Annotated in this window: 15 protein-coding genes and 8 pseudogenes; 8 read left to right on the forward strand and 15 right to left on the reverse strand. The window is 61.5% G+C overall.

The window, feature by feature from the left end:
- Together X735_RS1000000167965 and X735_RS1000000167970 are read right to left on the reverse strand one after the other, a co-directional pair.
- Nucleotides 1–298: pseudogene (locus X735_RS1000000167965) on the reverse strand (type IV secretory system conjugative DNA transfer family protein); the annotation flags it as partial.
- Between the two features lie 267 nt (nt 299–565).
- A pseudogene (locus X735_RS1000000167970) lies at nt 566–954 on the reverse strand (DDE-type integrase/transposase/recombinase); the annotation flags it as partial.
- Nucleotides 955–1,831: 877 nt separating this feature from the next.
- Here X735_RS1000000167970 and X735_RS1000000169975 point away from each other — a divergent pair.
- From X735_RS1000000169975 to X735_RS1000000169985, 3 genes are all read left to right on the forward strand, one after another.
- Nucleotides 1,832–1,966, forward strand: coding sequence for an aldehyde dehydrogenase family protein (locus tag X735_RS1000000169975; protein WP_023671820.1), 135 nt, complete (start codon nt 1,832–1,834; stop codon nt 1,964–1,966).
- A 2,270-nt stretch (nt 1,967–4,236) separates the two neighbouring features.
- Nucleotides 4,237–5,589, forward strand: coding sequence for a Ulp1 family isopeptidase (locus X735_RS1000000170425; RefSeq protein WP_348625602.1), 1,353 nt, complete (start codon nt 4,237–4,239; stop codon nt 5,587–5,589).
- Between the two features lie 2,935 nt (nt 5,590–8,524).
- Nucleotides 8,525–9,349, forward strand: coding sequence for a hypothetical protein (locus X735_RS1000000169985; protein ID WP_245273281.1), 825 nt, complete (start codon nt 8,525–8,527; stop codon nt 9,347–9,349).
- A gap of 1,574 nt (nt 9,350–10,923) precedes the next feature.
- Here X735_RS1000000169985 and X735_RS1000000168940 read toward each other — a convergent pair.
- Nucleotides 10,924–11,052: pseudogene (locus tag X735_RS1000000168940) on the reverse strand (winged helix-turn-helix domain-containing protein); the annotation flags it as partial.
- Nucleotides 11,021–11,302, reverse strand: a pseudogene (locus tag X735_RS1000000167985) (winged helix-turn-helix domain-containing protein); the annotation flags it as partial. The pseudogenes X735_RS1000000168940 and X735_RS1000000167985, both read right to left, overlap by 32 nt.
- 141 nt (nt 11,303–11,443) lie before the next feature.
- Between X735_RS1000000167985 and X735_RS1000000169375 the strand changes: the two are divergent.
- Nucleotides 11,444–11,719 carry an acyl carrier protein gene (locus X735_RS1000000169375; RefSeq protein ID WP_023679571.1) on the forward strand — a complete coding sequence of 92 codons (276 nt, stop codon included), beginning with the start codon at nt 11,444–11,446 and terminating at the stop codon, nt 11,717–11,719.
- Between the two features lie 105 nt (nt 11,720–11,824).
- On the opposite strand, the gene X735_RS142400 is transcribed toward X735_RS1000000169375, so the two are convergent.
- The 3 genes and pseudogenes from X735_RS142400 to X735_RS01000000166220 form a co-directional block, all read right to left on the reverse strand.
- Complete coding sequence (locus X735_RS142400; protein ID WP_023737119.1) at nt 11,825–12,442, reverse strand: hypothetical protein; 618 nt, start codon at nt 12,440–12,442, stop codon at nt 11,825–11,827.
- Nucleotides 12,442–12,621, reverse strand: coding sequence for a hypothetical protein (locus tag X735_RS142395; protein ID WP_031194388.1), 180 nt, complete (start codon nt 12,619–12,621; stop codon nt 12,442–12,444). The genes X735_RS142400 and X735_RS142395 overlap by 1 nt, the downstream gene beginning before the upstream one ends.
- Nucleotides 12,618–13,313, reverse strand: a pseudogene (locus X735_RS01000000166220) (IS6 family transposase); the annotation flags it as partial. The gene X735_RS142395 and the pseudogene X735_RS01000000166220, both read right to left, overlap by 4 nt.
- Before the next feature lie 329 nt (nt 13,314–13,642).
- Between X735_RS01000000166220 and X735_RS142385 the strand changes: the two are divergent.
- The 3 genes and pseudogenes from X735_RS142385 (at nt 13,643) to X735_RS01000000166225 (ending at nt 15,249) form a co-directional block, all read left to right on the forward strand.
- Complete coding sequence (locus X735_RS142385; RefSeq protein WP_023679574.1) at nt 13,643–14,020, forward strand: hypothetical protein; 378 nt, start codon at nt 13,643–13,645, stop codon at nt 14,018–14,020.
- Between the two features lie 122 nt (nt 14,021–14,142).
- Nucleotides 14,143–14,442 (forward strand): annotated as a pseudogene (locus tag X735_RS1000000168945) (DUF1403 family protein); the annotation flags it as partial.
- Nucleotides 14,443–14,469: 27 nt separating this feature from the next.
- Nucleotides 14,470–15,249: pseudogene (locus X735_RS01000000166225) on the forward strand (IS6 family transposase).
- 57 nt (nt 15,250–15,306) lie between these two features.
- Here X735_RS01000000166225 and X735_RS01000000166230 read toward each other — a convergent pair.
- Nucleotides 15,307–16,951, reverse strand: a pseudogene (locus X735_RS01000000166230) (potassium transporter Kup).
- Nucleotides 16,952–17,054: 103 nt separating this feature from the next.
- A complete protein-coding gene (locus X735_RS142380; RefSeq protein WP_023813048.1) occupies nt 17,055–17,795 on the reverse strand; it encodes a pyridoxine 5'-phosphate synthase in 741 nt (246 codons plus the stop codon).
- 135 nt (nt 17,796–17,930) lie between these two features.
- Between X735_RS142380 and X735_RS142375 the strand changes: the two genes are divergently transcribed.
- Entirely contained in the window at nt 17,931–18,353 is a 423-nt protein-coding gene (locus tag X735_RS142375; RefSeq protein ID WP_023813049.1) for an STAS/SEC14 domain-containing protein, read from the forward strand.
- Here the strand turns inward: X735_RS142375 and X735_RS142370 are convergent.
- The 6 genes from X735_RS142370 to X735_RS142345 all read right to left on the reverse strand — a co-directional run bounded on the left by X735_RS142370 (nt 18,346) and on the right by X735_RS142345 (nt 25,738).
- Complete coding sequence (locus X735_RS142370) at nt 18,346–19,473, reverse strand: ATP-dependent RecD-like DNA helicase (RefSeq protein ID WP_023813050.1); 1,128 nt, start codon at nt 19,471–19,473, stop codon at nt 18,346–18,348. The genes X735_RS142375 and X735_RS142370 overlap by 8 nt on opposite strands.
- Nucleotides 19,474–19,617: 144 nt before the next feature.
- Nucleotides 19,618–19,977: a nitrile hydratase accessory protein gene (locus X735_RS142365; protein WP_023813051.1), complete on the reverse strand. Its 360-nt coding sequence runs from the start codon at nt 19,975–19,977 to the stop codon at nt 19,618–19,620.
- On the reverse strand, nt 19,964–20,623 hold the full coding sequence (gene nthB, locus X735_RS142360) for a nitrile hydratase subunit beta (protein ID WP_023813052.1): 660 nt from the start codon (nt 20,621–20,623) through the stop codon (nt 19,964–19,966). Before nthB ends, X735_RS142365 begins: the two co-directional genes overlap by 14 nt.
- Nucleotides 20,620–21,243 carry a nitrile hydratase subunit alpha gene (gene nthA, locus X735_RS142355; protein WP_023813053.1) on the reverse strand — a complete coding sequence of 208 codons (624 nt, stop codon included), beginning with the start codon at nt 21,241–21,243 and terminating at the stop codon, nt 20,620–20,622. Before nthA ends, nthB begins: the two co-directional genes overlap by 4 nt.
- Nucleotides 21,244–21,323: 80 nt before the next feature.
- Nucleotides 21,324–24,485 carry an efflux RND transporter permease subunit gene (locus X735_RS142350; RefSeq protein WP_023813054.1) on the reverse strand — a complete coding sequence of 1,054 codons (3,162 nt, stop codon included), beginning with the start codon at nt 24,483–24,485 and terminating at the stop codon, nt 21,324–21,326.
- A complete protein-coding gene (locus X735_RS142345) occupies nt 24,482–25,738 on the reverse strand; it encodes an efflux RND transporter periplasmic adaptor subunit (RefSeq protein WP_023813055.1) in 1,257 nt (418 codons plus the stop codon). The genes X735_RS142350 and X735_RS142345 overlap by 4 nt, the downstream gene beginning before the upstream one ends.
- Nucleotides 25,739–25,903 lie beyond the last annotated feature (165 nt).

Genomic DNA, 25,903 nt, shown 5'->3' on the forward strand with positions numbered 1-25,903 from the left:
GCTCCCGTCAAGGGCGCCGGCTCCGGGAGGGCGCCTGTCTGGCTTTCAAAGATGCGTTTCAGAATGCGATCCGAAAAATATCGCACCTTCCTCAATTTTAATGGTGGCAGACCTTGATGAGAACGATTTCGTACTCGTCATTGAGCAGCCGCACCTGTTCGGGACGCAACAGCGGTGCACCTTGATGTGAATTCTGAACGTTCCAATCGAACGTTCGCGCCTGGCTGTAGGAAATCGATTGGGCTTGAAATGTGAATCCACCGATAGCTTTGGAAATGTAGTTCGGAGTCTCGTCATCTACCTCGATGTTCCTAGAAGCGCGCCGGCAGCCCGGGCGGGGGGCTTGGGGTTAGACTGCCAGCGCACGGCACTCATAAAGAGCGGCCTCTTTTCGCGGTTCGGACACCCATAGTCAACCCGGCAACGTCTGGATGCCCGCTGTGCTTTTTGCAGAGCGGCGATGCCGGGCATATCGGCCGATCCTGTCTAGGATGGTGTGGCCACTCTCGTCGGCCGAGTTGATGCTCCAGCCAGTATCGCCTTGCCGACCAGCATGAGTTCGCCGTTAGCAATCCATCGTTGCGGGCGTTCCAGTCACGGCCTTCCATTCGGCGGTGGCTTGCAAGCGATGAACATGTATGGCGAGAGCAGAACGTTTGGGGCGGGGGACGAAGAGGTTGCGGAGGGCTGACAAGGTCGAGACGAAGCGTTGCAGGCCTCCCGGCGATCGGACCCCTGCATCATCCGCTCCCGTTTTCGCGGCGGCACCTGGGAATTCTCCGCTCTGTTGTTCAACCCCTTGTGCGACCGGTGCTCGACGTCCGGCATCATCTGTCGCTTTGCCGCTCCATACGAGCGAAGCTAGTCGGTGATCATGCGCTTCGGCGCGAGCCCCTGCTTCTTCCACAGCCGCGTCAGCAAGCGCAACCTCTCGCAGGGTGCGCTCTCAGAGTTCGTTCCTGCGCAGCGGCCTTGTTATCTCGATACTGGATAAGCGTCTACGAACCTACGCGCCGCATAACGAGCTTTGTTGCGCTGGTCGGTTGCGAAGGGTGGCTCTATGCATCGCAGTGGCGGACGCGAAATCCTCACCATCCTTCTGCATCGCGCTATTTGGCTTGCCGAACACCCAATTTCGCCGGCACGCTGCCGCTGAATACGATGATCATCTCGCATTCTTGCTATGGAGACTGTCGTCCTTCCTGGGCACGCGGCTGACGGCGACGAAAGCGGGTTTATTCATGCAACACCCCTTTTTGGCAGGCAAGCTGGTGGACTTCGGGATGTCGGGGGCGAATATAGCGAAGACTCCCGCCGCTCGCTGATGCATTCTGGACGCAACCGCATCGAGCCGATGTGTTCGAGACGCTTCGCGGCTGCAGTCGCCGAACGATGGCGTGGTTATGCGACCTGTTCGGCATGGCTACCCCCGTCCAGTCAGGCGTTCACGAAGGTGTTTGTCGAGAGTTCGTGGAGAAAGTCCGCCACTTATCGTTGGCGAGGGCTTTGCTCCGGAGTGGCGATCGGTGCGCTGATCGACAGGCAGGCTCTGGCCAAAATCGAATCCCATGCCGTCGCGAAAGGCCGCAGAATCGATGCGGGGGCAAACGCATCGCGCGAATGGCACGTCGAACTATCGGTCCGGTCTCCAGCGAGATGACCATCGCGCAAGAAAGAGACATTCGGGCGGCTGGCGCCTGTGATTGCTTCGACGATGCGGATAGGTCGTGCATGAGGCCAACGACACGATCTACGGCCTTCCCCCACATTTGTGCCTCAAACGGAAGCGTGTTTGGCGTGTCGCCGAGGCCTTGGAATATGGCATAGTGGTATGAACACGGGACGCATGTCGTCGGAAGCCGCGCCTTTCGGCCGAGTGAAGCAGTCCGGCATCGGGCGGGAGGGTTCCCGCCATTGCCTCGAGGACTACCTCGAAATGAAATACCTCTGCACGGGCGGCATCTGAAGCATGGGCTTGCAGGGCTCGCAGACCGGTAAACCAGCGAGCCATCTCCAAATATGTGAATTGTGGATTGCTCCTCGACGGGAGCTGAGGGGCGGCTCCGCAAGCCTTACGACGCTCTTTGCGAGCCGTAGCTGCCGAGCTGGCAAAAGGCCGGGCTACGTCGCGCCAGCGCAATCGGCGCGCAGAAAATTAGGCCTACCCGCTCCGGGACCGCGGACCTCGTCAGCTTCTCGTAAGTATGCCCGAGTAGGTTGCTCAGCTGATCTGTGGACGTGAGGCTAACGTGAACCGGCACAAATTTGACCTATCCAATGTAACAGGTTGGCGGCAGGTGCAGCCCCCGGCATCTCAAGAGCAAGCGGCACAGGCCGGGCAAGAGGGCTTTGAGCAGCGCTCGGGCGAGGCGCGCCAAGCCGCTGCCCAAATTCCCGCCCCCGGCGTTCCGGCTCTGCCAGACCCGTTCCATCCTCATCCGTCTCACGGAGACCTGAGCCTCATCGAAGGCGCGGCCCCATGGGAAGCGCAGCCCATGATGCAAGGGAGCGGACAAGAACACGCCGCGGCGCCGTACGCCGGAGGCAGTGGGTCGATGCTNGCGCAGCCCATGATGCAAGGGAGCGGACAAGAACACGCCGCGGCGCCGTACGCCGGAGGCAGTGGGTCGATGCTAGGTGCCTCGGTGCTGCAGCCGGGTCACTCAACGGCGCGCCATCATCATGCGCCGGATTCGTCAGTGGGTGATCTGAATCCTTCCGCACCGTTCGAGTTGCGTGACCATGCTCGTTCCCCCGTGCCGGCGGCGGTGCAGCCAGATCCTCCAGTAGTGGTCTCCGACGGTCGCGGCTGCAAGCGTCCTCTTTATTCCAACGATGCGACCGTTGTCGAAGGGCTGAGGTCACTCTACGCGGGTAAGGCCAAGGAGGAAACGGTCAAGCGCCATGTAAATTCTCTTTACGGCTTTGGTCGTTGGCTCTTTAAAAATAACAAGCCGGGATTTGCTGCTCGGCTTCACGAGGAGTCGCTGGATGAAGATCTCAAGGAGTACGAGAGCAGTGGTGGCTCCTCGACTGTGGCTGTGGCACTGCGTCGTCTCAGAGAGTCGGCGGGCGGAGTGCCAATGGTGGGCCGCGCTGTCCTGAATCCCGACCCTGCCGACGCCGTGCTCATCAAAGAGTACAAAGCGGCTCTCATCAAAGAGTACAAGGGAGCGCCTGCGACCGGGCCGAATCGCCAAACCATTCACGACTATGGAGCTACTCTTAGACGTTTCAGTGAATACCTGGTTGAAAACAACAAGCCGGGGATTGCGGCTCGGCTTCACGAGGAGTCGCTGGATGAAGATGCCAAGCGCTATAAGGCCTCCAGTGGTGACCGGAGGATCATTGCACTAGCTCAACTCCGGAAGTTCCTGCCGTCCGCCGCACTCGGGCGCGAAATTGCCCTTGCTGCTCGTCCGGAAGACGCACTCGGCATGGAGGCTCGTGCCATTGGGGACGCCGCTGCGCAGCACAGCGGGCCGCAGAAGGCATTGGGTCGGCCAGAGAAGCNAGTCGGCATGGAGGCTCGTGCCATTGGGGACGCCGCTGCGCAGCACAGCGGGCCGCAGAAGGCATTGGGTCGGCCAGAGAAGCTCCCTGGGGAAGCTAATGAAGACGCCGCTGTTCTGCCATCGTCTTTCGTACCAACTGGGCACCATCACCAAGCCTCGGATCCCGCAGAGTCCTTTCGTCCCCTGATCTGGCGCGACGGCGACCAGCGCGCGCCGGACGAGCGGATCGCTGCACAGGACAGGAGCAACCTGCTACCAAGCGAGGAGGTGCCACTGAGGCCACCGGAATTCGCTCCTCCCAGCTTGCGGGCGGGGAATTCCGCCTCGCCAGAGCTCTTTCCTGAGGGGATGTCCCCCGCGGTCGAAGGGTTTTTTGGTGTTTTCGGCGACCCCAGCGGGCGGGTGCTCGGCGCATTGCAATTGCTAGGCGACGAACATATCCACAGGGATTACCAGCTCCTGGAGCAGGAGTTGCAGGGGAACAATCCAGAACTCGCCGCCCGGACGCGGTTCGTGGATCCCCTCGTAGCCAATTATCATCTGCGCTTGGGCTCCGAGAGCGACAAGCTAAGCGCATTCCAGCGCATCGTCCATAATCAGAACGGTAACGACACAGCCGACTTCCTGTTCGTGCCAGTGAGCGATGGCGGTAAGACTCTTGCGGAGCGCGGCAAACATTGGTCGCTGCTGTTCGTTGATCGCAGCGACCGGGAACGGCCGGTTGCCTATCATTATNGCGGAGCGCGGCAAACATTGGTCGCTGCTGTTCGTTGATCGCAGCGACCGGGAACGGCCGGTTGCCTATCATTATGACTCCGTCAGCGGATGGCATGACAAGCTTGCAAAACACCTCGCAGAAAGGCTGGGCGCCAGCCTGGAGACCCGCGTGGACTTACCCCGCATCGCCCAGCAGAGCAACGAGTGGGATTGCGGAGTCTACGTGGTGGACGGCACGCGGGCGCTGGTTGGGCGATTGCAAAGATGGCAGCCAGACCTGCCAGACCTGAACCTCAACAACCTCGTCGTCAATCGGCAGGCACTACAAACCCGACTCATGGGTGACGATACATCTGGAACGGCAAATTATCTCACGAACTTTGAACTCATGGACCGACAGGCGCGAGACGCGGTTAAGGAAAGCCCCGTTGGGACGTTTCACCAGCGGATCAAGCGGCTCGGCCAGTCAGCGCGAGCGTTGCACGACAGAGCCCTGGCTCCAGTCGCGCCGGACCAAGGCAACCCAGACTCGGTGTTCGTACGGGACGTTGTTCCCGGGGAAACACGCCATCATCATGCGCCGGATTCGTCAGTGGTTGATCTGAATCCCCCCGCACCGTTCGAGTTGCGTGACCATGCTCGTTCTATGCCGGCGGCGGTGCAGCCAGATCCTCCAGTAGTGGTCTCCGGTCGCGACAAGCGTCCTCTTTATTCCAACGATGCGACCGTTGTCGAAGGGCTGCGGTCAGCACTCTATGCCGGTAAGGTCGGGGAGCGCACGGTCACGGACCATGTAAATTCTCTTCTCGGCTTTGGTCGTTGGCTCTTTGATAATAACAAGCCGGGATTTGCTACTCGGCTTGACGATCCGTTGCTGGATCAGGATCTCAAGGAGTACCAGCGCGAGAGTGGCTCCTCGAACGTGGCTAGAGCACTGGGTCGTCTCAAAGAGTCGGCGGGCGGAGCGCCAATGGTGGGCCGCGCTGCCCTGAATCCCGACCCTGCCGACGCCGTGCTCATCAAAGAGTACAAAGCGGCTCTCATCAAAGAGTACAAGGGAGCGCCTGCGACCGGGCCGAATCCCAAAACCACTCAGGTCTATGGGTCTGCTCTTAGACGTTTCAGNTGCTCATCAAAGAGTACAAAGCGGCTCTCATCAAAGAGTACAAGGGAGCGCCTGCGACCGGGCCGAATCCCAAAACCACTCAGGACTATGCGGCTACTCTTAGACGTTTCAGTCAATACCTGCATGAAAACAACAGGCCGGGGATTGCGGCTCGGCTTTACGAGGGGTCGCTGGATGAAGATGCCAGGCGTTATTTGGACTCCAGTGGTAACCGGTGGATCAGTGCACTAGCTCATCTCCGGAAGTTCCCGCCGTACGCCGCACTCGGGCGCGAAATTGCCCTTGCTGCTCGTCCGGAAGACGCAGTCGGCATGGAGGCTCGTGCCATTGGGGACGCCGCTGCGCAGCACAGCGGGCCGCAGAAGGCATTGGGTCGGNGATCGCCATGGGAGGCGCAACTCATGACGCAAGGGAGCGGACAAGAACACGCCGCGGCGCCCTACGCCGGAGGCAGTGGGTCGATGCTGGGTGCCTCGGTGCTGCAGCCGGGTCACTCAACGGCGCGCGATTCGTCAGTGGTTGATCTGAATCCCCCCGCACCGTTCGAGTTGCGTGACCATGCTCGTTCTGTGCCGGCGGCGCCTGCCGGGCCAGCGTTCGCCAGGGCTGAGGAGACGCCCTCCGCGGTTGGCGAGGCCGCGGAGGCCGCAAGGTGGGCTCGGTTGCAAAAGCAAATGGACGAACCAGTGCATGATCCCGGCCCTCAAGTGGATACATCGCCATGGGAGGCGCAACTCATGGTGCAAGGGAGCGGACAAGAACACGCCGCGGCGCCCTACGCCGGAGNATACATCGCCATGGGAGGCGCAACTCATGGTGCAAGGGAGCGGACAAGAACACGCCGCGGCGCCCTACGCCGGAGACAGTGGGTCGAGGCTAGGTGCCTCGGTGCTGCAGCCGGGTCACTCAACGGCGCGCCATCATGATGCGCCGGATTCGTCAGTGGTTGATCTGAATCCCCCCGCACCGTCCGAGTTGCGTGACCCTGCTCGTTCTGTGCCGCCGGCGGTGCAGCCAGATCCTCCAATAGGGGTCTCCGGTCGCGACAAGGGTCCTCTCTATTCCAACGATGCGACCATTGTCGAAGGGCTGAGGTCAGCATTGGAGAGCACGGTCAAGCGCCATGTAAATTCTCTTCTCGGCTTTGGTCGTTGGCTCTTTGATAATAACAGGCCGGGATTTGCTGCTCGGCTTCACGAGGAGTCGCTGGATCCGGATCTCAAGGAGTACGAGAGCAAGAGTGGCTCCTCGGACGTGGCTAGAGCAGTGGGTCATCTCAAGACGTGGGCGGGCGGAGCGCCAGTGCTGGACCGCGCCGCTGTCCTGAATAATCCCGACCCTGCCGACGCCGCGCTCATCAGAGATTACACAGCGGCTCCCATCAAAGAGTACAAGGCAGCGCCGACCGGGCCGAATCCCGCTACCATTCAGACCTATGGATCTGCTCCTAGACGTTTCAGTGAATACCTGGTTGAAAACAAAAAGCCGGGGATTGCGGCTCGGCTTCACGAGGGGTCGCTGGATGAAGATGCCAAGCGCTATAACAACTCCGGTGGGATCAGTGCACTAGCTCATCTCCGGAAGTCCGAACTCGGGCGCGAGCTCCCTGGGAAAGCTAATGAAGACGACGCTGTTCTGCCATTGCCTTTCGTGCCAACTGGGCCCCATCACCAAGCCTCGGATCCCGCAGGGTCCTTTCGTCCCCTGATCTGGCGCGACGGCGACCAGCGCGCGCCGGACGAGCGGATCGCAGCACAGGACAGGAGCAACCAGCTACCAAGCGAGGAGGTCGATCTGGGACGAATGGGCCGACGAGAATNGCGCAGCCCATGATGCAAGGGAGCGGACAAGAACACGCCGCGGCGCCGTACGCCGGAGGCAGTGGGTCGATGCTGGGTGCCTCGGTGCTGCAGCCGGGTCACTCAACGGCGCGCCATCATCATGCGCCGGATTCGTCAGTGGTTGATCTGAATCCCCCCGCACCGTCCGAGTTGCGTGACCATGCTCGTTCTGTGCCGGCGGCGGTGCAGCCAGATCCTCCAATAGGGGTCTCCGGTCGCGACAAGGGTCCCCTCTATTCCAACGATGCGACCGTTGTCGAAGGGCTGAGGTCAGCTTACGCGGGTAAGGTCAAGGAGAGCACGGTCAAGCGCCATGTAAATTCTCTTCTCGGCTTTGGTCGTTGGCTCTTTGACAATAACAGGCCGGGATTTGCTGCTCGGCTTGACGAATCGTCGCTGGATCAGGATCGCAAGGAGTACGAGAGCAGGGGTGGCCCCTCGGAGTACGAGAGCAGGGGTGGCCCCTCGATCGTGGCTAGAGCACTGGGTCGTCTCAAGACGTTGGCGGGCGGAGCGCCAGTGGTCGACCGCCCTGTCCGGAATCCCTACCCTGCCGACGCCGCGCTCATCAGAGATTACACAGCGGCTCTCATCAAAGAGTACAAAGAAGCGCCTGCGACCGGGCCGAATCGCGGTACCATTCAGGTCTATGGATCTACTCTTATACGTTTCAGTGAATACCTGCATGAAAACAAAAAGCCGGGGATTGCGGATCGGCTTCACGAGGGGTCGCTGGATGAAGATGCCAAGCGCTATGTGAACTCCGGTGGTAACCGGAGGATCAGTGCACTAGCTCATCTCCGGAAGTTCGCACCCGGGCGCGAAATTGCCCTTGCTGCTCGTCCGGAAGACGCAGTCGGCATGGAGGCTCGTGCCATTGGGGACGCCGCTGCGCAGCGCAGCGGGCCGCAGGAGGCATTGGGTCGGCCAGAGAGGCCCCCTGGGAAAGCTAAAGACGGGCGGGTGCTCGGCGCATTGGAATGGCTAGGCGACGAACATATCCAGAGGGATTACCAACTCCTGGAGCAGGAGTTGCAGGGGAACAATCCAGATCTCGCCGCCCGGACGCGGTTCGTGGATCCCCTCGTAGCCAATTATCATCTGCGCTTGGGCTCCAAGAGCGTCATGCTAAGCGCATTCCAGCGCATCGTCCATAAGAACGGCAACGACACAGCCGACTTCCTGTTCGTGCCAGTGAGCGATGCCGGTACGACTCGTGAGGAGCGCGGCAAACATTGGTCGCTGCTGTTCGTTGATCGCAGCGACCGGGAACGGCCGGTTGCCTATCATTATGACTCCNGGAGCGCGGCAAACATTGGTCGCTGCTGTTCGTTGATCGCAGCGACCGGGAACGGCCGGTTGCCTATCATTATGACTCCTACAACGGATGGCATGACCCGCTTGCAAAAGAGCTCGCAGAAAATCTGGGCGCCAGCCTGGAGACCCGCGTGGGCGTATCCCGCATCGCCCAGCAGAGCAACGTGGTGGATTGCGGAGTCTACGTGGTGGACGGCACGCGGGCGCTGGTTGGGCGATTGCAATCGCAGCCAGATGACCTGAACCTCAACAACCTCGTCGTCAATCGGCAGGCACTACAAACCCGCCTCAGGGGTGACGATACATTCGGAACGGCAAATAATCTCACGAACTTTGAACTCATGGACCGACAGGCCCGAGACGCGGTTAAGGAAAGCCCCGTTGGGACGTTTCACCAGCAGATCAAGCGGCTCGGCCAGTCAGCGCCAGACGTTGCTCCCGGGGACCCATTTAAATTTCAAAGTCTTGAGAGCAGGGGGGACGCCGCTGCGCAGCACAGCGGGCCGCAGGAGGAATACAGTTGGCCAGAGTATCTCCCCCCTGGGAAAGCTAATGAAGACGACGCTGTACTGGCATCGTCTTTCGTGCCAACTGGGCCCCATCACCAAGCCTCGGATCCCGCAGGGTCCTTTCGTCCCCTGAGCTGGCGCGACGGCGACCAGCGCGCGCCGGACGAGCGGATCGCAGCACAGGACAGGAGCAACCAGCTACCAAGCNCTGGCGCGACGGCGACCAGCGCGCGCCGGACGAGCGGATCGCAGCACAGGACAGGAGCAACCAGCTACCAAGCGAGGAGGTCCTCATCAACCGTGAGCATGATACAGCGGAGTTGAGACCAGCGAAGAGGCAAAGGACCCCGAACAGTCGTCTGCAGGACGTTGCCACTGAGCCGCAGCTGAGCGAGATCGGCAATTCAGGCGCTCGCGTGCTGATGCAGGCCCCCACCCATCAAGTGGGTGCATTGCCATGGGAAGCGCAGCCCATGATGCAAGGGAGCGGACAAGAACACGCCGCGGCGCCGTACGCCGGAGGCAGTGGGTCGATGCTNGATTCGTCAGTGGTTGATCTGAATCCCCCCGCACCGTCCGAGTTGCGTGACCATGCTCGTTCTGTGCCGGCGGCGGTGCAGCCAGATCGCCCAAAAGTGGTCTCCGGTCCCGACAAGGGTCCTCTTTATTCCAACGATGCGACCCTTGTCGAAGGGCTGAGGTCAGCACTCTATGCCGGTAAGGTCGGGGAGATCACGGTCAAGCGCCATGTAGATATTCTTTTCGGCTTTGGTCATTGGCTCGTTGAAAATAACAAGCCGGGGATTGCGGATCGGCTTCACGAGGAGTCGCTGGATCGGGATCGCAAGGAGTACGAGATCTGGGGTGGCGGCCCCTCGGCCGTGGCTGGGTCACTGGGTCGTCTCAAGACGTGGGCGGGCGGAGCGCCAGTGGTGGGCCGCCCGGCCCTGAATCCCCACCCTGCCGACGCCGTGCTCATCAGAGAGTACACAGCGGCTCTCATCAAAGCGTACGAGGCAGCGCCGACCGGGCCGAAACCCCGTACCGTTGAGGTCTATGGGTCTGCTCTTAGACGTTTCAGTCAATGCCTGGTTGAAAACAAAAAGCCGGGGATTGCGGATCGGCTTCACGAGCGGTCGCTGGATGAAGATGCCAAGCGCTATATGAAAACCGCTGAAATCAGTGCACTAACTCATGTCCGGAAGTTCGCACTCGGGCGCGAAATTGCCCTTGCTGCTCGTCCGGAAGACGCAGTCGGCATGGAGGCTCGTGCCATTGGGGACGCCGCTGCGCAGNGCCGCACTCGGGCGCGAAATTGCCCTTGCTGCTCGTCCGGAAGACGCAGTCGGCATGGAGGCTCGTGCCATTGGGGACGCCGCTGCGCAGACCGCGGCACAAGCTCATGGCCACGCAGGAGAGCAGGGACCCATCTCTCGAGCTCAACAAGTCGCGCCAGCGCCGTTTGAACGGCACTTGGGCAAGAAGCGCGAGGCCCAGGACGGACTGACGAGTACACTTGACAGGAGCAACCTCGTGAACAGCGGGGGCGTCATCATAAACAATGAACATTCCACAGCGCTGTTGAGACCGGCGAAGAGGCAGAGGACTGATAATCCGCAAAGCCGCGCCATGGGGCGGCAACTGAGCGAAGCAACCACGACGTCCATCAGCCAAGCCTCCGATCAAGCCCGAGCGGACCTAGTGGCTTCCTTCAGAAGCAGGGAGCGCTCCGACGCGGGGCGTTGAGCTCCATGGCTGGGGTCAAGCAGAACAGCTCTCTTGACGACAGAGGCGCTGATGCGATCTCCGGACCGGTAGCTCTCGCCGTAATTGATCAGGCTGGTACTGTTGGAAGGCTTGATCAGCCTCGTCACCCCAATCTCCAGCATAGCTCACTGTCACGCGGCCAACGTGCCTCCGTAGCTAACATCTACGTCAGCGTTGAAGAAGTACCCTGCGCCACGGGATGTTTTGACCAGGCGAGGGTTGGCCGCATCAGCCTCCAGCTTTCGGCGCAAGCGCATGATTNCCTGCGCCACGGGATGTTTTGACCAGGCGAGGGTTGGCCGCATCAGCCTCCAGCTTTCGGCGCAAGCGCATGATTAGGACATCGATACTTCGATCGTACACCTCTTCTCCACGCACACGGCTCGCGAGCAAAAGCCGTTCTCTGGATAGCACGTTGCGGGGGTTCTCCAGAAATGCGATCAAGAGATTGAACTCACATGCGGTAAGCTTGACCTCGCCACGCTCCGCACAGATCAGTCGCCGCTGCTTNGATACTCGGCGATGAGGCGCCGCATTGCGGCATCATCGTCAATGACAAGAACATGTTTCAACGGCACACCTCGTTTTGGGGGTTGGGCCCCGATCAGGGTTGCATTACCTGAATCTGCAATCAAAAGGCATGTATTAGTGATGACATTACTTGAAATTGAACAACTGGTTCTCAAAACCCTCAACGCTCTAGTTGCCGAAAAAGTAGAGGTCTCGATGACAACCAGAATGCGGGATCTCGGCCTCGACAGCCTCGACTATAACGAGCTTGCTACGGCGATCGAGAGCCGACTTGGCTGGTTTGTCGACGATTACAAGCTCTGGCAATACGAGTCCGTAAGGCATGTCGCCGACGCCGTCGCCAGTCAGGAGTTGCGCACCGCGGAACCACCAGCAGTGCGGCAAGTGCTGGAGTAGTGCTGTAGGCACAGGTTACGGTGAGGGCAGCTTGGGCGGCGGTAGCTATGGCCATTGCTCCGCTGTGGTTTGTATCCGTGACTGGTGTGTTTGAGAACTGTTGGGTCAGCCCGGTCCATGTCGCAGTGCCGATGCCCCCTTGGTGGCGTTGCCCGCAATTGCGATCGCTGCGCCCAGGGCACCAATGCTGACGGTCGTTGTCAGGCCACCCGTTGAATTGTTGTCAGAGGCAACAGTGCCCACCACACCATCCCAATCGGTGGTCGTATAGACCGACATGTAGTCACGGAACACGCTCTCACTATACGTGGTCACGATCGTTGCCGTCGTACCGGTTGGCACGAGGGCTGACCACACTGACAGATAGACCACACCAGAATTGAAGATGCTTTCCACCTGAGCGAGAAGGGTGGCAGCCACACCCCCAATCGTCATACTGTTGACGGTCACTGCACTTTCGGTGTCAGTGGTCTCAGTTGTCACGATGACACGACGATTAGCGTGTGGCGCGACAAGAAGCGGAATGCTGGTGTGGGTGTAAACGGTCGTGGCAGTCGAGTCTTCGTGAGTGCCATTGAAGACCAGATCTATCGGGAACATTTTCTCCCAGACGCCCGAGCTGCGCACATAGACCTGTCGAGCCTTGGTCCAGAGGCTTGAGATTTTCACCCAGACGGCGCTGGCCGCCCCCCAGACCCCGGAGGCTTTGACGTAAAGGGCCATTACGGCTGCACCCAGAAATCACCGTCCACGCCGCCAGAAGGGGCAGCGGCCGAGATCGTGACGCTGCGATTTGCCATCGTGCCGACGCCGAGAAGCGCCTTGGTCTGGGCAATGGACTGCGGTCGACGATAATTGTCCCCGGTGCCGTCACTCGACACGCGACCGACGAAGCTCGTCACAGCGTCGGCACCTGTGGCGTAGGTCGAGCGGTACAAACGCGTCGTGATATCACCAGCGCCATCGCGCTGAGGCGATGAACATGTATGGCGAGAGCAGAACGTTTGGGGCGGGGCGGGACGAAGAGGTTGCGGAGGGCTGACAAGGTCGAGACGAAGCGTTGCAGGCCTCTCGGCGATCGGACCCCTGCATCATCCGCTCCCGTTTTCGCGGCGGCACATGGGAATTCTCCGCTCCGTTGTTCAACCCCTTGTGCGACCGGTGCTTGACGTCCGGCATCACCTGTCGCTTTGCCGCTCCATACGAGCGCAGCTAGTCGGTGATCATGCGCTTCGGCGCGAGCCCCTGCTTCTTCAACAGCCGCGTCAGCAAGCGCTTGGCGGCCTTGGTGTTGCGGCGGTTTTGCACGATTTCGTCCAGCACATATCCATCCTGGTCGACGGTGCGCCACAACCAAAGCTTTTTGCCGGGCGATGGTGACGACCACTTCGTTCAGGTACCAGACGTCATTCCGGCACGGCGGCTTGCGGCGCAAGCAGCGAGCGCAGTCCAGCCCGAACTTGATGCCCCACCGGCGACTTGTCTCATACGAAACCACGATGCCGCGTTCCAGCAGCATTTCCTCAACCAGGCGCAGGCTCAGCGGAAACCGGAAATAAAGCCAGACCGCGTGGGCGATAATAGGCGGCGGAAATCGGGGGGCGTGTAGCTGACGGCGGGCGTATTCATGCCCCCCGGCGTCCATGTCGCAAATCTTGACGATTGCTTTGTGTGTCAAGCCCGCCGCAGGTCTCAACGCGTTCAATGCAGACATTGTGAAAATCGCCCTATTCCGCCTTTTTTTACCGCCCCTTAAGTCCCCCGCTCGCATGCTTGTCGATGCCATTGAACTCATAGCCATCGGCCAAGGATTTTGGAAAATATGTTTCCGCTCGCAGCAGAAAACGTGAGAGTCGCTGTAGGCCTAACGTTAAGGGGAGAGAGCGGTTTGATTGGACGAAATGGGTACCGGAGTACCGAGTCATGAAGCCACGAGGTAATCTGGTCCGACTGAAGCAATTTCAGGTGAATGAGAAGCGGCGACAGTTGCACCAGCTAGACATCATGATTGCCGATTTCGAACGCATGGCGCGAGAACTGGACTTCCAGTTAAACGCCGAGGAAACGAAGGCCGGCATCTCCGATGTCAATCATTTCGCTTATCCGACGTTCGCCAAGGCCGCTCGCCTACGTCGTGACAACGTCAAGAATTCGCAATCGGACCTTCTGCGGCAGAGAACCGCAGCCGAGCCATGCCTCGCCGAGGCTGAAGCAGAGCTCTCCAAGGCGCAAATGCTAGAATCGCGCAGCGGCAGAGGCCACGACCTCGAACCCGGCAACCGAAGCGCCATGATCGGCTGAGCCGGATGGCTTCAGCGCGCCTCATTCGCGACACCCGACTGGCCGTTGGCGCGCGAGAGGCGTGCGGGCACTGTAAAGATATCAGCGTATTGATGCAGCGATAGCTGGTCGGGACGGCTGTCATGCTGCGGCGACATACGCGATTTTGTTCCAGATTTGCATGGCGGCGTTACGCAGGTATTGGGGGAAAGTGGAACTGGTTGGCACTCGGATCATCGGTGGAAACGAACCGCTGCCGGCGGATCGGCGCCTGGCGGCAACGCCTGGCGCTTTCGGCGGCGGCGGTAACGGCAAAGCAGGCTGGCCGGTCGAGGATGAAGCGGCACCTGCGCGATGCCGTTCTGCTCACGGCCGGGAGACGGGGTCGGCCCCGCCGGCCGGATGCTGCTCGCTTGGCGCGGCATCGTAAAGTCAACCGACAGCTTATGAAGATGTGCGTACATTGGGCCATGTCAGAAGTTGCTCGTGATCCGCTCTATGGTCGCCACCGCTTTCCCGCCGAGATCATTGCGCACGCGGTATGGCTCTACTTTCGCTTTCCGCTCAGCCTGCGCATGGTTGAGGACATGCTGGCGGCCCGCGGCATCATCGTCACGCATCAGACCGTTCGAAGCTGCGCGGAGAAATTCGGACGGCATTCCGCCCAGGAGATCAATATCAGCCGGCTGCCTGGGCGATAAATGGCATCTCGACGAATGTGTCGTGGCTATCAGTGGCAAGAAGCAGTGGCTCCGGCGTGCCGTCGATCAGGACGGCTTCGTCCTCGAAGTGCTGGTACAAAGCCGCCGAAATGCCAAGGCGGCAAAGCGTCTGATGCGCAAGTTGCTGAAAGCTCAAGGGCGGACACCACGGATCATGATCACCGACAAGCTCCGATCCTATGATGCCGCCATGCGCGACCTCATGCCCGGCGTCGAACACCGGTCGCACACAGGCCTGAATAATCGAGCGGAAAATTCGCACCAGCCGACCCGACGACGCGAAAGGATCATGAAACGCTTCAAGTCGGCACGCCAGCTTCAGCGGTTCGTTTCCATCCATGATCCGATTGCCGACCTGCTCACTTTCCCTGCAATGCGCTGTCATCGGCTCAACATCGAGACCTGCGTAACGCCCCATGCAAATCTGGAACAAAATCGCGTGTGTCGCCACAGCGTGACAGCCGTCCCGGCCAGCTATCGCTGCATCAAGCCGCTGAAACTTACAGTGCCGGGCGCGCTGCTACCTGAATTTCCTTACCGCTCAATCAATGTGACAGCACCGATTCTTCTCAACCGCGGCATGCCCTAAATCGTCACTTGCGTTCCGATCTCGACGACGCGTCCGGTCGGGATCTGGAAGTACTCCGTCGCGTCGGCCGCCGTACGCGCCAGGCCGATGAACAACCGGTCCTGCCACACCGGCATGCCGGAATTGGGCGAGGCCTTGAGCGAACGCCGTGACAGGAAGAACGAGGTCGTCATGATGTCGAACTTCCAGCCTTGCTTGCGGCAGATCGCCAGCGCGCGCGGGATGTTCGGCTGCTCCATGTAGCCGAAGGTCAGCGTNAATCGAGCGGGATTTCGTTGCGGCGGGTCTTGTCGAACAGATAGCGGCTGCCGCGCACCCAGGTCCACATGGCCAGCACGATGGTGAAGGCCACGGCCAGCGAGGCCCAGCCGCCCTCGAAGACCTTGACGATGTTGGAGGCAAAAAAGCCGACATCGATGAAGCCGAACAACGCCGTCATGGCGACCGCGACCCACAGCCGCCATTTCCAGATCCGCGTCATGACCACAAACAAGAGCACCGTGGTCACCAGCATGTTGCCGGTCACCGAGATGCCGTATGCCGACGCCAGCCTGCTGGATTCGCCGAAGCCGACGACCAGCATCATCACCACCAGCGCCAGCAGCAGGTTGACGCGCGGCATGTAGATCTGGCCGGACTGTTTCTCCGAGGTGTGCAGGATTTCAAGGCGCGGCAGCATGTTGAGCTGCACCGCCTGCCTGGTCAGCGAGAAGGCGCCCGAGATCACCGCCTGGCTGGCGATGACCGTCGCGGCGGTCGCCAGCACGACCATCGGGATCAGCGTCCAGCCTTCATTCATTTCGAAGAACGGATGGCCGACGACGCCGTTCTTGGCCAGCACGAAAGCGCCCTGCCCGGCATAATTGAGCAGCAGGCACGGAAACACGACCCACAGCCAGGCGAGCACGATCGGCTTGCGGCCGAAATGACCGAGATCGGCATAGAGTGCTTCCGCGCCGGTGACGGCGAGGAAGATGGCGCCGATGGTCACGAAAGCGACGTCGGGCGAATTGATCAGGAAGGCNGAGACCTGAAAGGCCGATCGCCAGGAACCACACCGCCGTCACGGGACCGAAGACCAATCCCACCCCGCCCGTGCCAAAGCGCTGCACCGCAAACACCATGGCAAGAATGACCAGTGTCAGCGGCACGACATAGGGCTGGAAGGTCGGCGTGACGACATTCATGCCCTCAACCGCCGACAGCACCGATATCGCCGGCGTGATGACGGCATCACCGAAGAAAAGCGATGCCCCGACAATGCCGATGCCGAGCATCAGCGCCGAGCGCTTGGGGAAACTGCCGCGCGCCAGCGCCATCANGCGCCATCAGCGACAGCACGCCGCCCTCGCCGCGGTTGTTCGCCCGCAGCACGAACATGATGTATTTGATGGTGACGATGATCGTCAGCGACCAGATGATCAGCGACAAAACGCCCAGAATATCGCCGCGCTGGGCGACTTGTCCGCCCGACGACGCCACCAGCGCCTCGCGAAAGGCGTAGATCGGGCTGGTGCCGATATCCCCATAGACGACACCGAGCGCGCCCAGCATCAGAACCTTGGTGCTGTGCTGCTCGACTTCCGAATGGCTCGATTGTTCGACGGGTTCTGCCTCACTACCAGTATTGGTAAGGGCCATGGACGACACTCCGATAAGCGCGCGGTGCTCTACGCTTGCTGCAATGCAATATCAAGTGCCGTCGCGTAATGGCTGCCATGCCTGCCACGCGAGGCTGCCATCGCTACCATCCGCAGGCCTTGAGGAACCGACCCACCGTGCCGGCCATGCCATACTCCAACGCGTCGGCTGTCAACCCATGTCCGATCGACACTTCGGCCAATGCCGGAATGCGCTTGGCAAGTGCGGGCAGATTGCTGACCACCAGATCGTGCCCGGCATTGACCTGAAGCCCGGCAGCAAGCGCGGCGTCGGCGGTTTTTCCCAGTCTTTCCAGCTCCTTAGCCGCTTTGGCGGAATCTGTGTGATAGCTACCATATGGACCCGTATAGAGTTCGATACGGTCGGCGCCGACATCGCGGGCGGCCGCCACCCAATCGGGGTCCGGATCGGAAAACAGCGACACGCGAAAGCCCCCCTTTTTCAGACGCTTGACGATCGGTGTGAGGAACGCGGCCCGGGTGGCGAAGTTCCAGCCATGGTCCGATGTCGCCTGGGCCGGATCGTCCGGCACCAAAGTCACCTGTTCGGGCTGGTGCTTTTCCACAAGCACCAGGAAATCCTCGGTCGGATAGCCCTCGATGTTGAATTCCGCGCGCGGAAACTCGTCGTCGATCAGCGACCGAATCTCAGGCAGATCGGAGTGTCTTGTGTGCCGCTCGTCGGGGCGTGGATGCACCGTCAGCCCATGCGCTCCGGCCGCCAGCGCAATGCGGCCGAGGCCGGTCACGCTTGGCCACGGCAGGTCGCGCCGGTTGCGCAGCATGGCGATGGCATTGAGGTTGACGGAGAGCTTTGCAGGCATGCGGGTGGCCTCGGAAATCATTCAACGCGCCCACCTATAATGCCTTTGACGGGAACAGTAATGCCTTTGGTGGGAACAGACTGGGGGTTTCGCGTGTTCCAAGCCTGATGAGCGAACCCGGGAAAGGACGCACCGATGCATTTTCTCGATGAGGTTCCGGCAATCCGCCGTATCGAGACCAGCCGCGACGACCTTTTCGCCATCGATGTCGTCGGGCACGTTTCCGCGGCCGACGGTGAAAATCTTTTCGGGCTGCTGGAGGCAGCCTATGCCCTGCACTCGCGCATCGATGTGCTGGTGCGCCTCGTCGACCACGATGGCGTCGACTGGGCCGATATCGCGGACGAGACCCTGAAGCAGGGCGCCATTCATGCATTGGAACATGTCGGCCGTTGCGCAACCATCGGCGAACCGGACTGGATAGCGGACGCACAACGCTTTCTGCCGTCCTCACCGCCCATCGAAATCAGGCATTTCAGGGCGGAGGACGAGGCTGCCGCCTGGCAATGGCTTGCCGCACAGCCTATCGGGGCAACAGCATCCGGCGCCCCTACCTGACGATCGTCAGCCGCTCGGCCGCCCGCGTGATGGCGGTGTAGAGCCAGCGCTGGCGGGTTTCCTTGAAGGCCCAGCTTTCATCGAACAGCACAATCTCGTTCCACTGCGAGCCCTGCGCCTTGTGCACGGTCAGCGCGTAGCCATAGTCGAAATCGTCGAAGCGCTTCTTCTGCTGCCAGGGGATATCGGCATCGGGATCCTCGAACGCCGCCTTGAGCAGCTTGATCTTGGCGACGCCACGATCCGGATCGTCCTCTTCCGGGGACACCAGAAGATTGATGCCGGGCTTCACCGTCTCGCGCGACGAGGTCATCACCTTCCACAGCGAGCCGTTGAGCAGGCCCTTGGCCGGATCGTTGCGCAGGCAGACGAGCTTGTCGCCGGCCTGCGGATAATCGGCGTTGAAGCCCTTGAGCTCGCGCAGCCGCTGATTGTAGCGGCGACGCGTGCGGTTGGTGCCGACCAGCACCTGGTCCGCCTTCAGCACCAACTCCTGGGTGACGTCTTCCTTGCCGATCACCTGCGCCGTGCCATAGTCGCCACGCATGAATTCACGGCCCTCGCGCACATCGAGCGCCAGCCGCAGGATCGGGTTGTCGCGCGCCTGCCGGTGGATTTCGGTCAGCAAAAAATCCGGCTCGTGGTCGGTGAAGAAGCCGCCGCCCGAGATCGGCGGCAACTGGCCTGGGTCGCCGAGCACCAGGATCGGCGTGCCGAAACTCATCAGGTCGCGGCCGAGCTGCTCGTCGACCATCGAGCATTCGTCGATGACGACCAGTTTCGCCCGCGTAATCGGGCTCTGGCGGTTGAGCGAGAAGGTCGGCGACATCGACGTCTTGCCGGTGACCTCGTCCGATACCGATTCCTCGCCCTTCGGCCGATAGATCAGCGAATGGATGGTGCGCGCATTGACTGCACCCTTGGAGCGCAGCACCTGCGCCGCCTTGCCGGTAAAGGCGGCGAACTGCACCTGGCCGTCGACATGTTCGGCGAAATACCGCGCCAAGGTCGTCTTGCCGGTTCCGGCATAGCCGAACAGCCGGAACAGCTGCGGCTGGCCGGTCTTCAGCCATTGGGCGACCGCCTTCAGCGCGTCGTCCTGTTGGGAAGAGAATTCCATCAGCGCGAGAGACCGGATTCGCAAGGGAAAGACAAGACAGCGGCCACCATCATCGATGCGCCGGGACGCTTCAATGCCGCCGACGGGTCAGGCTATCAGGCGCAGACAAGAACGTAAAGGGAACATACAAGCTCGCCCCACATCTTATCGAATCGGCTGGGGATCGTTTTCCAGCAGGATCGGCTTGCCGTGCGGCGTGGCAAGCGCGGCGCGCTCCCAGGCTTCAGCCATAGCGTCGACATCCGACTTCGCGGCCAGCCCTTTGATGGCAAGCAGGCTTTCCAGCGCCGCCAGCCAATGTTCGTAATAATCATGGCCGTCCGCTGCGGCGCCCGGTCTCTTCACTTTTTCCGACAGTGCCTGCGCCCACTCGCTCCACGAAAACAGGCCCTTGTCGTGCAACGCCACTGTCATGGCGAAAGCCTCGGCCTGCCATGGCTCGGCAAACACCCGCGCATCGACGCCCGGCGGCAGCTCGGGCAGATCCGTATCACGCCGGCTCAAGATAGCTCTCCCAGGCGTCTATCGACACGCTTAGCGTCGGGTCGGCGCCCTCGCCCCAGATTTCCGGCCCTTCGAAAACCACGGTGTAGACCCATTGCGGATTTTCGCCGTGTCCATGCGCGTTGCTGTCGGGGAACACGAAACCGTCGTGCACCGCCTCAATCACCCCCTGCTTGGCGCGCGCATAGCGCGGCAGCCGCGTGTGGCCGCTCGGGTTGAAGTTCTTGGTCCGTACAGGATCGCCGGCCTTGAACCGCGCTGGCTGTGCCACCGGCCGGTCGCAAGGCCCACCCTTGGCCAGCACGGCAGGCACGTTTTCCGCCTTCAGCACCCTTTTCGGTGTCGCAGCCGGATCAATCGCTCGGCCCTCAGCCAAGTCGCGCTCGCTGACAAACCCATGGCGCTTGAGCAGCACCTCCAGCGCCTTGATCCAGATCTCGTAGTAGCTGGAGGCATAATAGTCGGCCGGATGCAGTGATTCCCGCGCATGCCGGCTCTCGTCGATGTTCCAGGCTCCCATGGCGCCGGCAGTCAGCGTCACGCCGAGCGCCCGCCTCTCCCATGCAGCATGAAAATACGGCTCGTCCTGTTCGGGCGCGACGGGACCGAACCCCATCTGCCCGCCGAGATCCTGCGGCCCGTTCATGCCGGCTGCCCCTCCATTTCAGGTCTTTGGGCCAGGCCGGTCCCGATCATCGCATCACGGCTGACCAGTTCCGCCAGCCGCTCCTCGCTCCAGCCCTCGGTGCCGTCGGGCCGCATCGGCACGACGAGATAGCGCAGCTCCGCAGTCGAATCCCAGACGCGGATTTTCTTGTCCGCCGGCAGCGTCAGCCCGAACTCCTCCAGCACGCCGCGCGGATCGATGACGGCACGCGAACGATAGGGCGGCGCCTTGTACCAGACCGGCGGCAGGCCGAGCACCGACCACGGATAGCAGGAGCACAGCGTGCAGACGACGAGATTGTGCGTCTCCTCGGTGTTGAACACCGCCTGCATGTGCTCGCCCTGACGGCCGGTATAGCTGAGCGATTCGATCGCCGCCGTCGCGTCGCGCTTCAGCCAGTCGGCAAAGGCAGGATCGCTCCAGGCTTTGGCCACCACCCTGGCGCCGTTGCGCGGCCCGATTTTCGTCTCGTAAGTATCGACGATGACGTCGATCGCGGCCGGATCGATCAGCCCCTTCTGAGTGAGGATGGTCTCCAGCGCGCGCACCCGGGCGGCAAACGGATCGAGTTCGTTGTCGTGGTCATGATCGTGTGACATGGCCGCAAACTACGTTTCCAGTGATGCCGCCGCAAGCGCAACGGCTTGGGCCAACGGCACATGGCGCTGGCCCTGTCACATCATTCGGCCGCCGCCCGCTGCGGTTCGGGCAGCATGTCTTCCCTGGCCTCGAATAGCGACGGCTGATCCCCCGCTTCGACCGGGCTTGGCTCGCCCTTGCGCTTCGACCAAAGCCCGACCAGCCAGCCAGAGAAATTCTCCATGTAGACATAGATCACCGGCGTCACGAACAGGGTCAGCGCCTGCGAGGCAAGCAGACCACCGACAACGGCAACGCCCAGCGGCTGGCGCAATTCGGCGCTGGCCCCGGTGCCGAGCGCAATCGGGAATGTGCCCATCAGTGCCGCCAGCGTCGTCATCATGATCGGCCTGAACCGCATCAGGCAGGCCTTGTGGATCGACTCGGTCGCCGACATGCCGTCTCGTCGCAGTTCAAGCGCGACATCGACCATCATGATGCCGTTCTTCTTGACGATGCCGATCAGCATCAGGATGCCGATCACCGCGATGACAGACAGATCCATGCCGGCGAAGCGCAGCGCAACGACCGCTCCTAACACGGCCGACGGCAGGCCGGTGAGGATCGTCAGCGGGTGGATGAAGCTCTCGTAGAGGATGCCGAGCACGATGTAGATGGTCAGGATTGCGCCGCCGACCAGAAAACCCTGGTTGGCAAGAGAATCCTGGAAGGTCTTGGCCGTCCCGGCGAAGGTGGTCGAGATCACCGTCGGCATGCCGATCTGCTCCTTCAGCGCATTGATGCGCGTCACGCTGTCGCCCAGCGCCACGCCCTGCGGCAGATTGTAGGAGATGGTCACGGCTGGAAGCTGGCCGAGCTGGTTGACAGTCAGGGCGCCGGCCGTGCGATCGACCCGGGCGAAGGCGCCGAGCGGAACAAGACTGCCGCTCGCCGTTCTCATCTGGATGGCCAGCATCCGCTCGGGCGACCACTCGATCTTGGGATCGAGCTCGGTGATGACTTCGTAGCTGTCGGCCGAACCGAAGATTGTCGAAACCTGGTCGGTGCCGAACCCGCCATAGAGGGCGGAGCGCAACGTGTCGGTGTCGATACCGAGCTGGGCGGCCTTGTCGCGATCCACCACCAGCGTCGCCTGCAACGCATTGTTCTGCAGGTCGCTGGTGACGTCGGTGAAGTTCGCATGGTCGGCAGCCATCGCGTCGTTCAGTTTCTGCGCCCAAATATCGGTCAGGCCGGTATCAAGGCCCTGAACCACGAGCTGGTAGGCGCTTGCCGACGACCGCGAGCCCAGCCTCAAATTCTGCACCGGCTGCATGTAGGTCTCGATGCCCGCCACGCCGGCCAGTTGCTTGCGCAGATCCGAAAGCACCTTCTCGATATCGGGGCGCTGGTCCTTGCCCTTGAGCTGGACGAAAAGCTGCCCCTGATTGAGCGCATTGTTGCCGCTGCCCGCCGACCACGCCACATGGTCGACATAGGGCGAATGCGAGAAGACGCTGGCGACCTGTCCTTGCAGCCTGGACATGGCATCGAAAGAGATGTCCTGACGTGCGATGGTGGTCACCGATATCTGGCCGATGTCCTCCTGCGGGAAGAAACCCTTCGGCGAAGTCTGGATCAGCCACACCGACGCTGCCGCGGTGCCGACGAAGACGAGGAACACCAGGAAGGTGTGGCGCAGGCAGAAGCTCAAGACCCGGTCGTAGCCGCGGGTGACGAGGTCCTGCTTATGGCCGGGGCCATGCTTGTCACGGTCGGCTTTGGTCACCGACAGCAGCCGCGAGCACAGCATCGGCGTCAGCGTCAGCGACACGAACATCGACGCCAGGATGGCGACCGTCACCACGACGGCGAACTCGTTGAAGATGCGTCCGATCACGCCGCCCATCAGCAGCACGGGGATGAACACCGCCACCAGCGAAATCGAGATCGAGATGATGGTGAAGCCGATTTCGCGCGCGCCCTTCAGCGACGCATCGAAAGCCGACAGCCCCTCCTCCTCCATATGGCGGAAGATGTTTTCCAGCATCACGATGGCATCGTCGACGACGAGGCCGACGGCGAGCGTCAGGCCCATCAGCGAGATGTTGTCGATGGAAAAGCCGAACAGGAACATCGCGCCGAGCGTGGCGATCAGCGAGATCGGCACAGCCACGGCCGGAATGATCGTCGCCGTCACCCGGCGCAGGAACACGAAGATCACCATGATCACCAGGGCAATGGTGAGCAACAGCGTGAACTGCACGTCGCTGACCGCCTGCCGGATCGAACTGGAGCGGTCGTTAAGCAGCTTGATGTCGGCGGCGGCCGGCATCTGGTCCTTGAAGGACGGCAGCATCGCCTTGACCTTGTCGACGACGTCGACAGTGTTGGCATCGGGCTGGCGCTGCACAGCCATGATGATCGCGCGGGTGCCATCGTACCAACTTGCGGTCGTGGTCGTCTGCACCGAATCGACCACGCGGGTCACCTCGCCCAGCCGCACGGGGTGACCGTTTTTGGTGGCGATGATGATGTTGGAGAAGCCGGCGGCGTCGGTCAGCTGCGTGTTGGCGGTGATGGTGAGCTGCTGCTTGTCGTTCTGCAGCACGCCCAGCGGCGTGTTGCTGTTGGCCGAGGCGACCGCCGCCTGCAGCTGATCGATCGAGATGCCGCGTGCGGCAAGCGCGGTCGGGTCGATCTGGATGCGCACCGCGTATTTCTGTTGGCCGAAGATCGAGACCTGCGCCACGCCGTCGATGGTCGATAGCGATGGCGAGATGACATTTTCCGCGAAAGCATCGAGATCGGTCAGTGGAACCGTGTCGCTGACCAGCGACATCAAAAGGATCGGCGCGTCGGCCGGATTGACCTTGCGATAGCTCGGCGGCGCCGTCATCTGCGGCGGCAGTGATTTCTGCGTGCGCGCGATCGCCGCCTGCACATCGGCTGCTGCCGCGTCGATGTCGCGGTTGAGCACGAACTGGATGGCGATCGATGTCTGGCCAAGCGAGTTCGTGGTCGAGATCGAATCGATGCCGGCGATGGTGGCGAACTGCTTGATCAGTGGCGTCGCCACCGATGTCGCCATGGTTTCCGGCGAGGCGCCCGGCAGCGAGGCCGAGACATTGACCACCGGGAATTCCGCGCTGGGCAGTGCGGCCACCGGGAGGAACTTGTAGGCGAACAGCCCGCCCAGCACGAGGGCGAACGACATCAGAAGGGTGGCGACGGGTCGGCGTATGCAGAATTCGGAGATCATTGGGCCGCCTCGCCGGCGTTGGTCGCCTCGGCCACCTTGGGAGCAGCATTCGCCGTGGCCTTGCCCTCATGCACCGCCGCGCCGTCCTTCAGCCTCGTCTGGCCTTCGGTGACGACCATCTCACCGCTTTTCAGCCCCTGGCTGATGGCGCTGTTGTCGCCTTCGGTCAGCGCCACCTGCACCGGCCGCATCTCGACCGTGTTGTCCGGCTTGACCACATAGACGAACGGCCCCTTCTGGCTTGGCTGCACCGCGACCGTGGGAACCGATGTCATCTGCGGCATGATGCCGGCGTCGAGCACGACATTCACATACTGGCCGGGCCATAGCGAAAGATCGGCATTGGGAATGCTTGCCCGCGTGGCAATCGTGCCCGACGCGGTGTCGACGCTGGAGTCGACGAAATCGAGCGTACCCTTGCCGATCGGCGTCGGGTCGCCATCCTTGGTCAGTGTCACCGCGTCCTGCTGCGGGTTGGCGAGCGCCTTGTGCAGCAGGGCCAGATTGCTCTCGGGAAGATTGAAGTTGACCTGCAGCGGGTCCATCTGGGTGATGGTCACCAGCGGAGTGGCCGTGCTGCTGTTGCCATTGCTGACGGTGACGAGATCGCCGACGGCGACGCTGACTGCGCCCAGCCTGCCGGAAATCGGCGCCGTGATCGTGGCGAAGCCAAGCTGGACATTGTCGGCGTCGATTGTCGCCTTGTCGGCATCGACAGTCGCTGCGGCAGCCTTCTGCGCGGCGACGGCCTGGTCGTAGGTCTGCTGCGTGCCGGCCTGCTTGGCGACCAGATCCTTGGCGCGCTGGAGATCGGACTGCGAGCTGGCGAGCATCGCCTGATCCTTGGCCAGCGCCGCTTGATCCTTGGCAAGCTGCGCCTTCAGCGCCCGGTCATCGAGCGAAAACAGCAGATCGCCGGTCTTGACCATCTGCCCGTCCTTGACGTCGATGGACACGATCTGGCTGGACACGCGCGCATTGATGTTGACGACGGCGGGAGAGGAGACGAAGCCGATCGCGTAGCGCCGGATCGGGAAATCGGCTGCCGAGGCGACGGCCGAGAGGATCGAGGCCGAGCGGGCCGCACTGGCGTCTTTCTTGTCCGAACCCGCAGCCGGTTTGTCCGACGCCGCCATCTGCTTCACGCCGACGAGCTGTTGCACCTTGCCCAGCGCGTCAGGCGAAACATAGAGCCACCCGGCCGCACCCAGGCAGGCGACGGCCAGCAACGAAAGAATGACTTTTCCACGCATGGTCAAAGGCCCTCTCCACCCGACACGTCGTGGTCCGATGGTTCTATTCCAACGCGGCCCGTTGCCGCGATTTCGCCGAATAGATAGGACACGCCTTTGTCGGAAAAGGGCCAAAAGGCGGCATTACGAAGATTTAATGTGCACTGCACAATGGATGTGCAACAC

It is taken from the genome of Mesorhizobium sp. L2C084A000 (assembly GCF_000502875.1).
In the GTDB taxonomy this organism is placed as follows: Bacteria; Pseudomonadota; Alphaproteobacteria; order Rhizobiales; family Rhizobiaceae; genus Mesorhizobium.

What these genes read in the sequence shown, in the direction of transcription:
- X735_RS142375 (WP_023813049.1), top strand. Translation starts at nt 17,931, where the DNA reads ATGCATTTTCTCGATGAGGTTCCGGCAATCCGCCGTATCGAGACCAGC.
- nthB (WP_023813052.1), bottom strand. Translation starts at nt 20,623, where the DNA reads ATGAACGGGCCGCAGGATCTCGGCGGGCAGATGGGGTTCGGTCCCGTC.
- X735_RS142385 (WP_023679574.1), top strand. Translation starts at nt 13,643, where the DNA reads ATGAAGCCACGAGGTAATCTGGTCCGACTGAAGCAATTTCAGGTGAAT.
- X735_RS142380 (WP_023813048.1), bottom strand. Translation starts at nt 17,795, where the DNA reads ATGCCTGCAAAGCTCTCCGTCAACCTCAATGCCATCGCCATGCTGCGC.
- X735_RS1000000169375 (WP_023679571.1), top strand. Translation starts at nt 11,444, where the DNA reads ATGACATTACTTGAAATTGAACAACTGGTTCTCAAAACCCTCAACGCT.
- X735_RS142400 (WP_023737119.1), bottom strand. Translation starts at nt 12,442, where the DNA reads ATGGCCCTTTACGTCAAAGCCTCCGGGGTCTGGGGGGCGGCCAGCGCC.
- nthA (WP_023813053.1), bottom strand. Translation starts at nt 21,243, where the DNA reads ATGTCACACGATCATGACCACGACAACGAACTCGATCCGTTTGCCGCC.
- X735_RS142350 (WP_023813054.1), bottom strand. Translation starts at nt 24,485, where the DNA reads ATGATCTCCGAATTCTGCATACGCCGACCCGTCGCCACCCTTCTGATG.
- X735_RS1000000169975 (WP_023671820.1), top strand. Translation starts at nt 1,832, where the DNA reads ATGAACACGGGACGCATGTCGTCGGAAGCCGCGCCTTTCGGCCGAGTG.
- X735_RS142370 (WP_023813050.1), bottom strand. Translation starts at nt 19,473, where the DNA reads ATGGAATTCTCTTCCCAACAGGACGACGCGCTGAAGGCGGTCGCCCAA.
- X735_RS142345 (WP_023813055.1), bottom strand. Translation starts at nt 25,738, where the DNA reads ATGCGTGGAAAAGTCATTCTTTCGTTGCTGGCCGTCGCCTGCCTGGGT.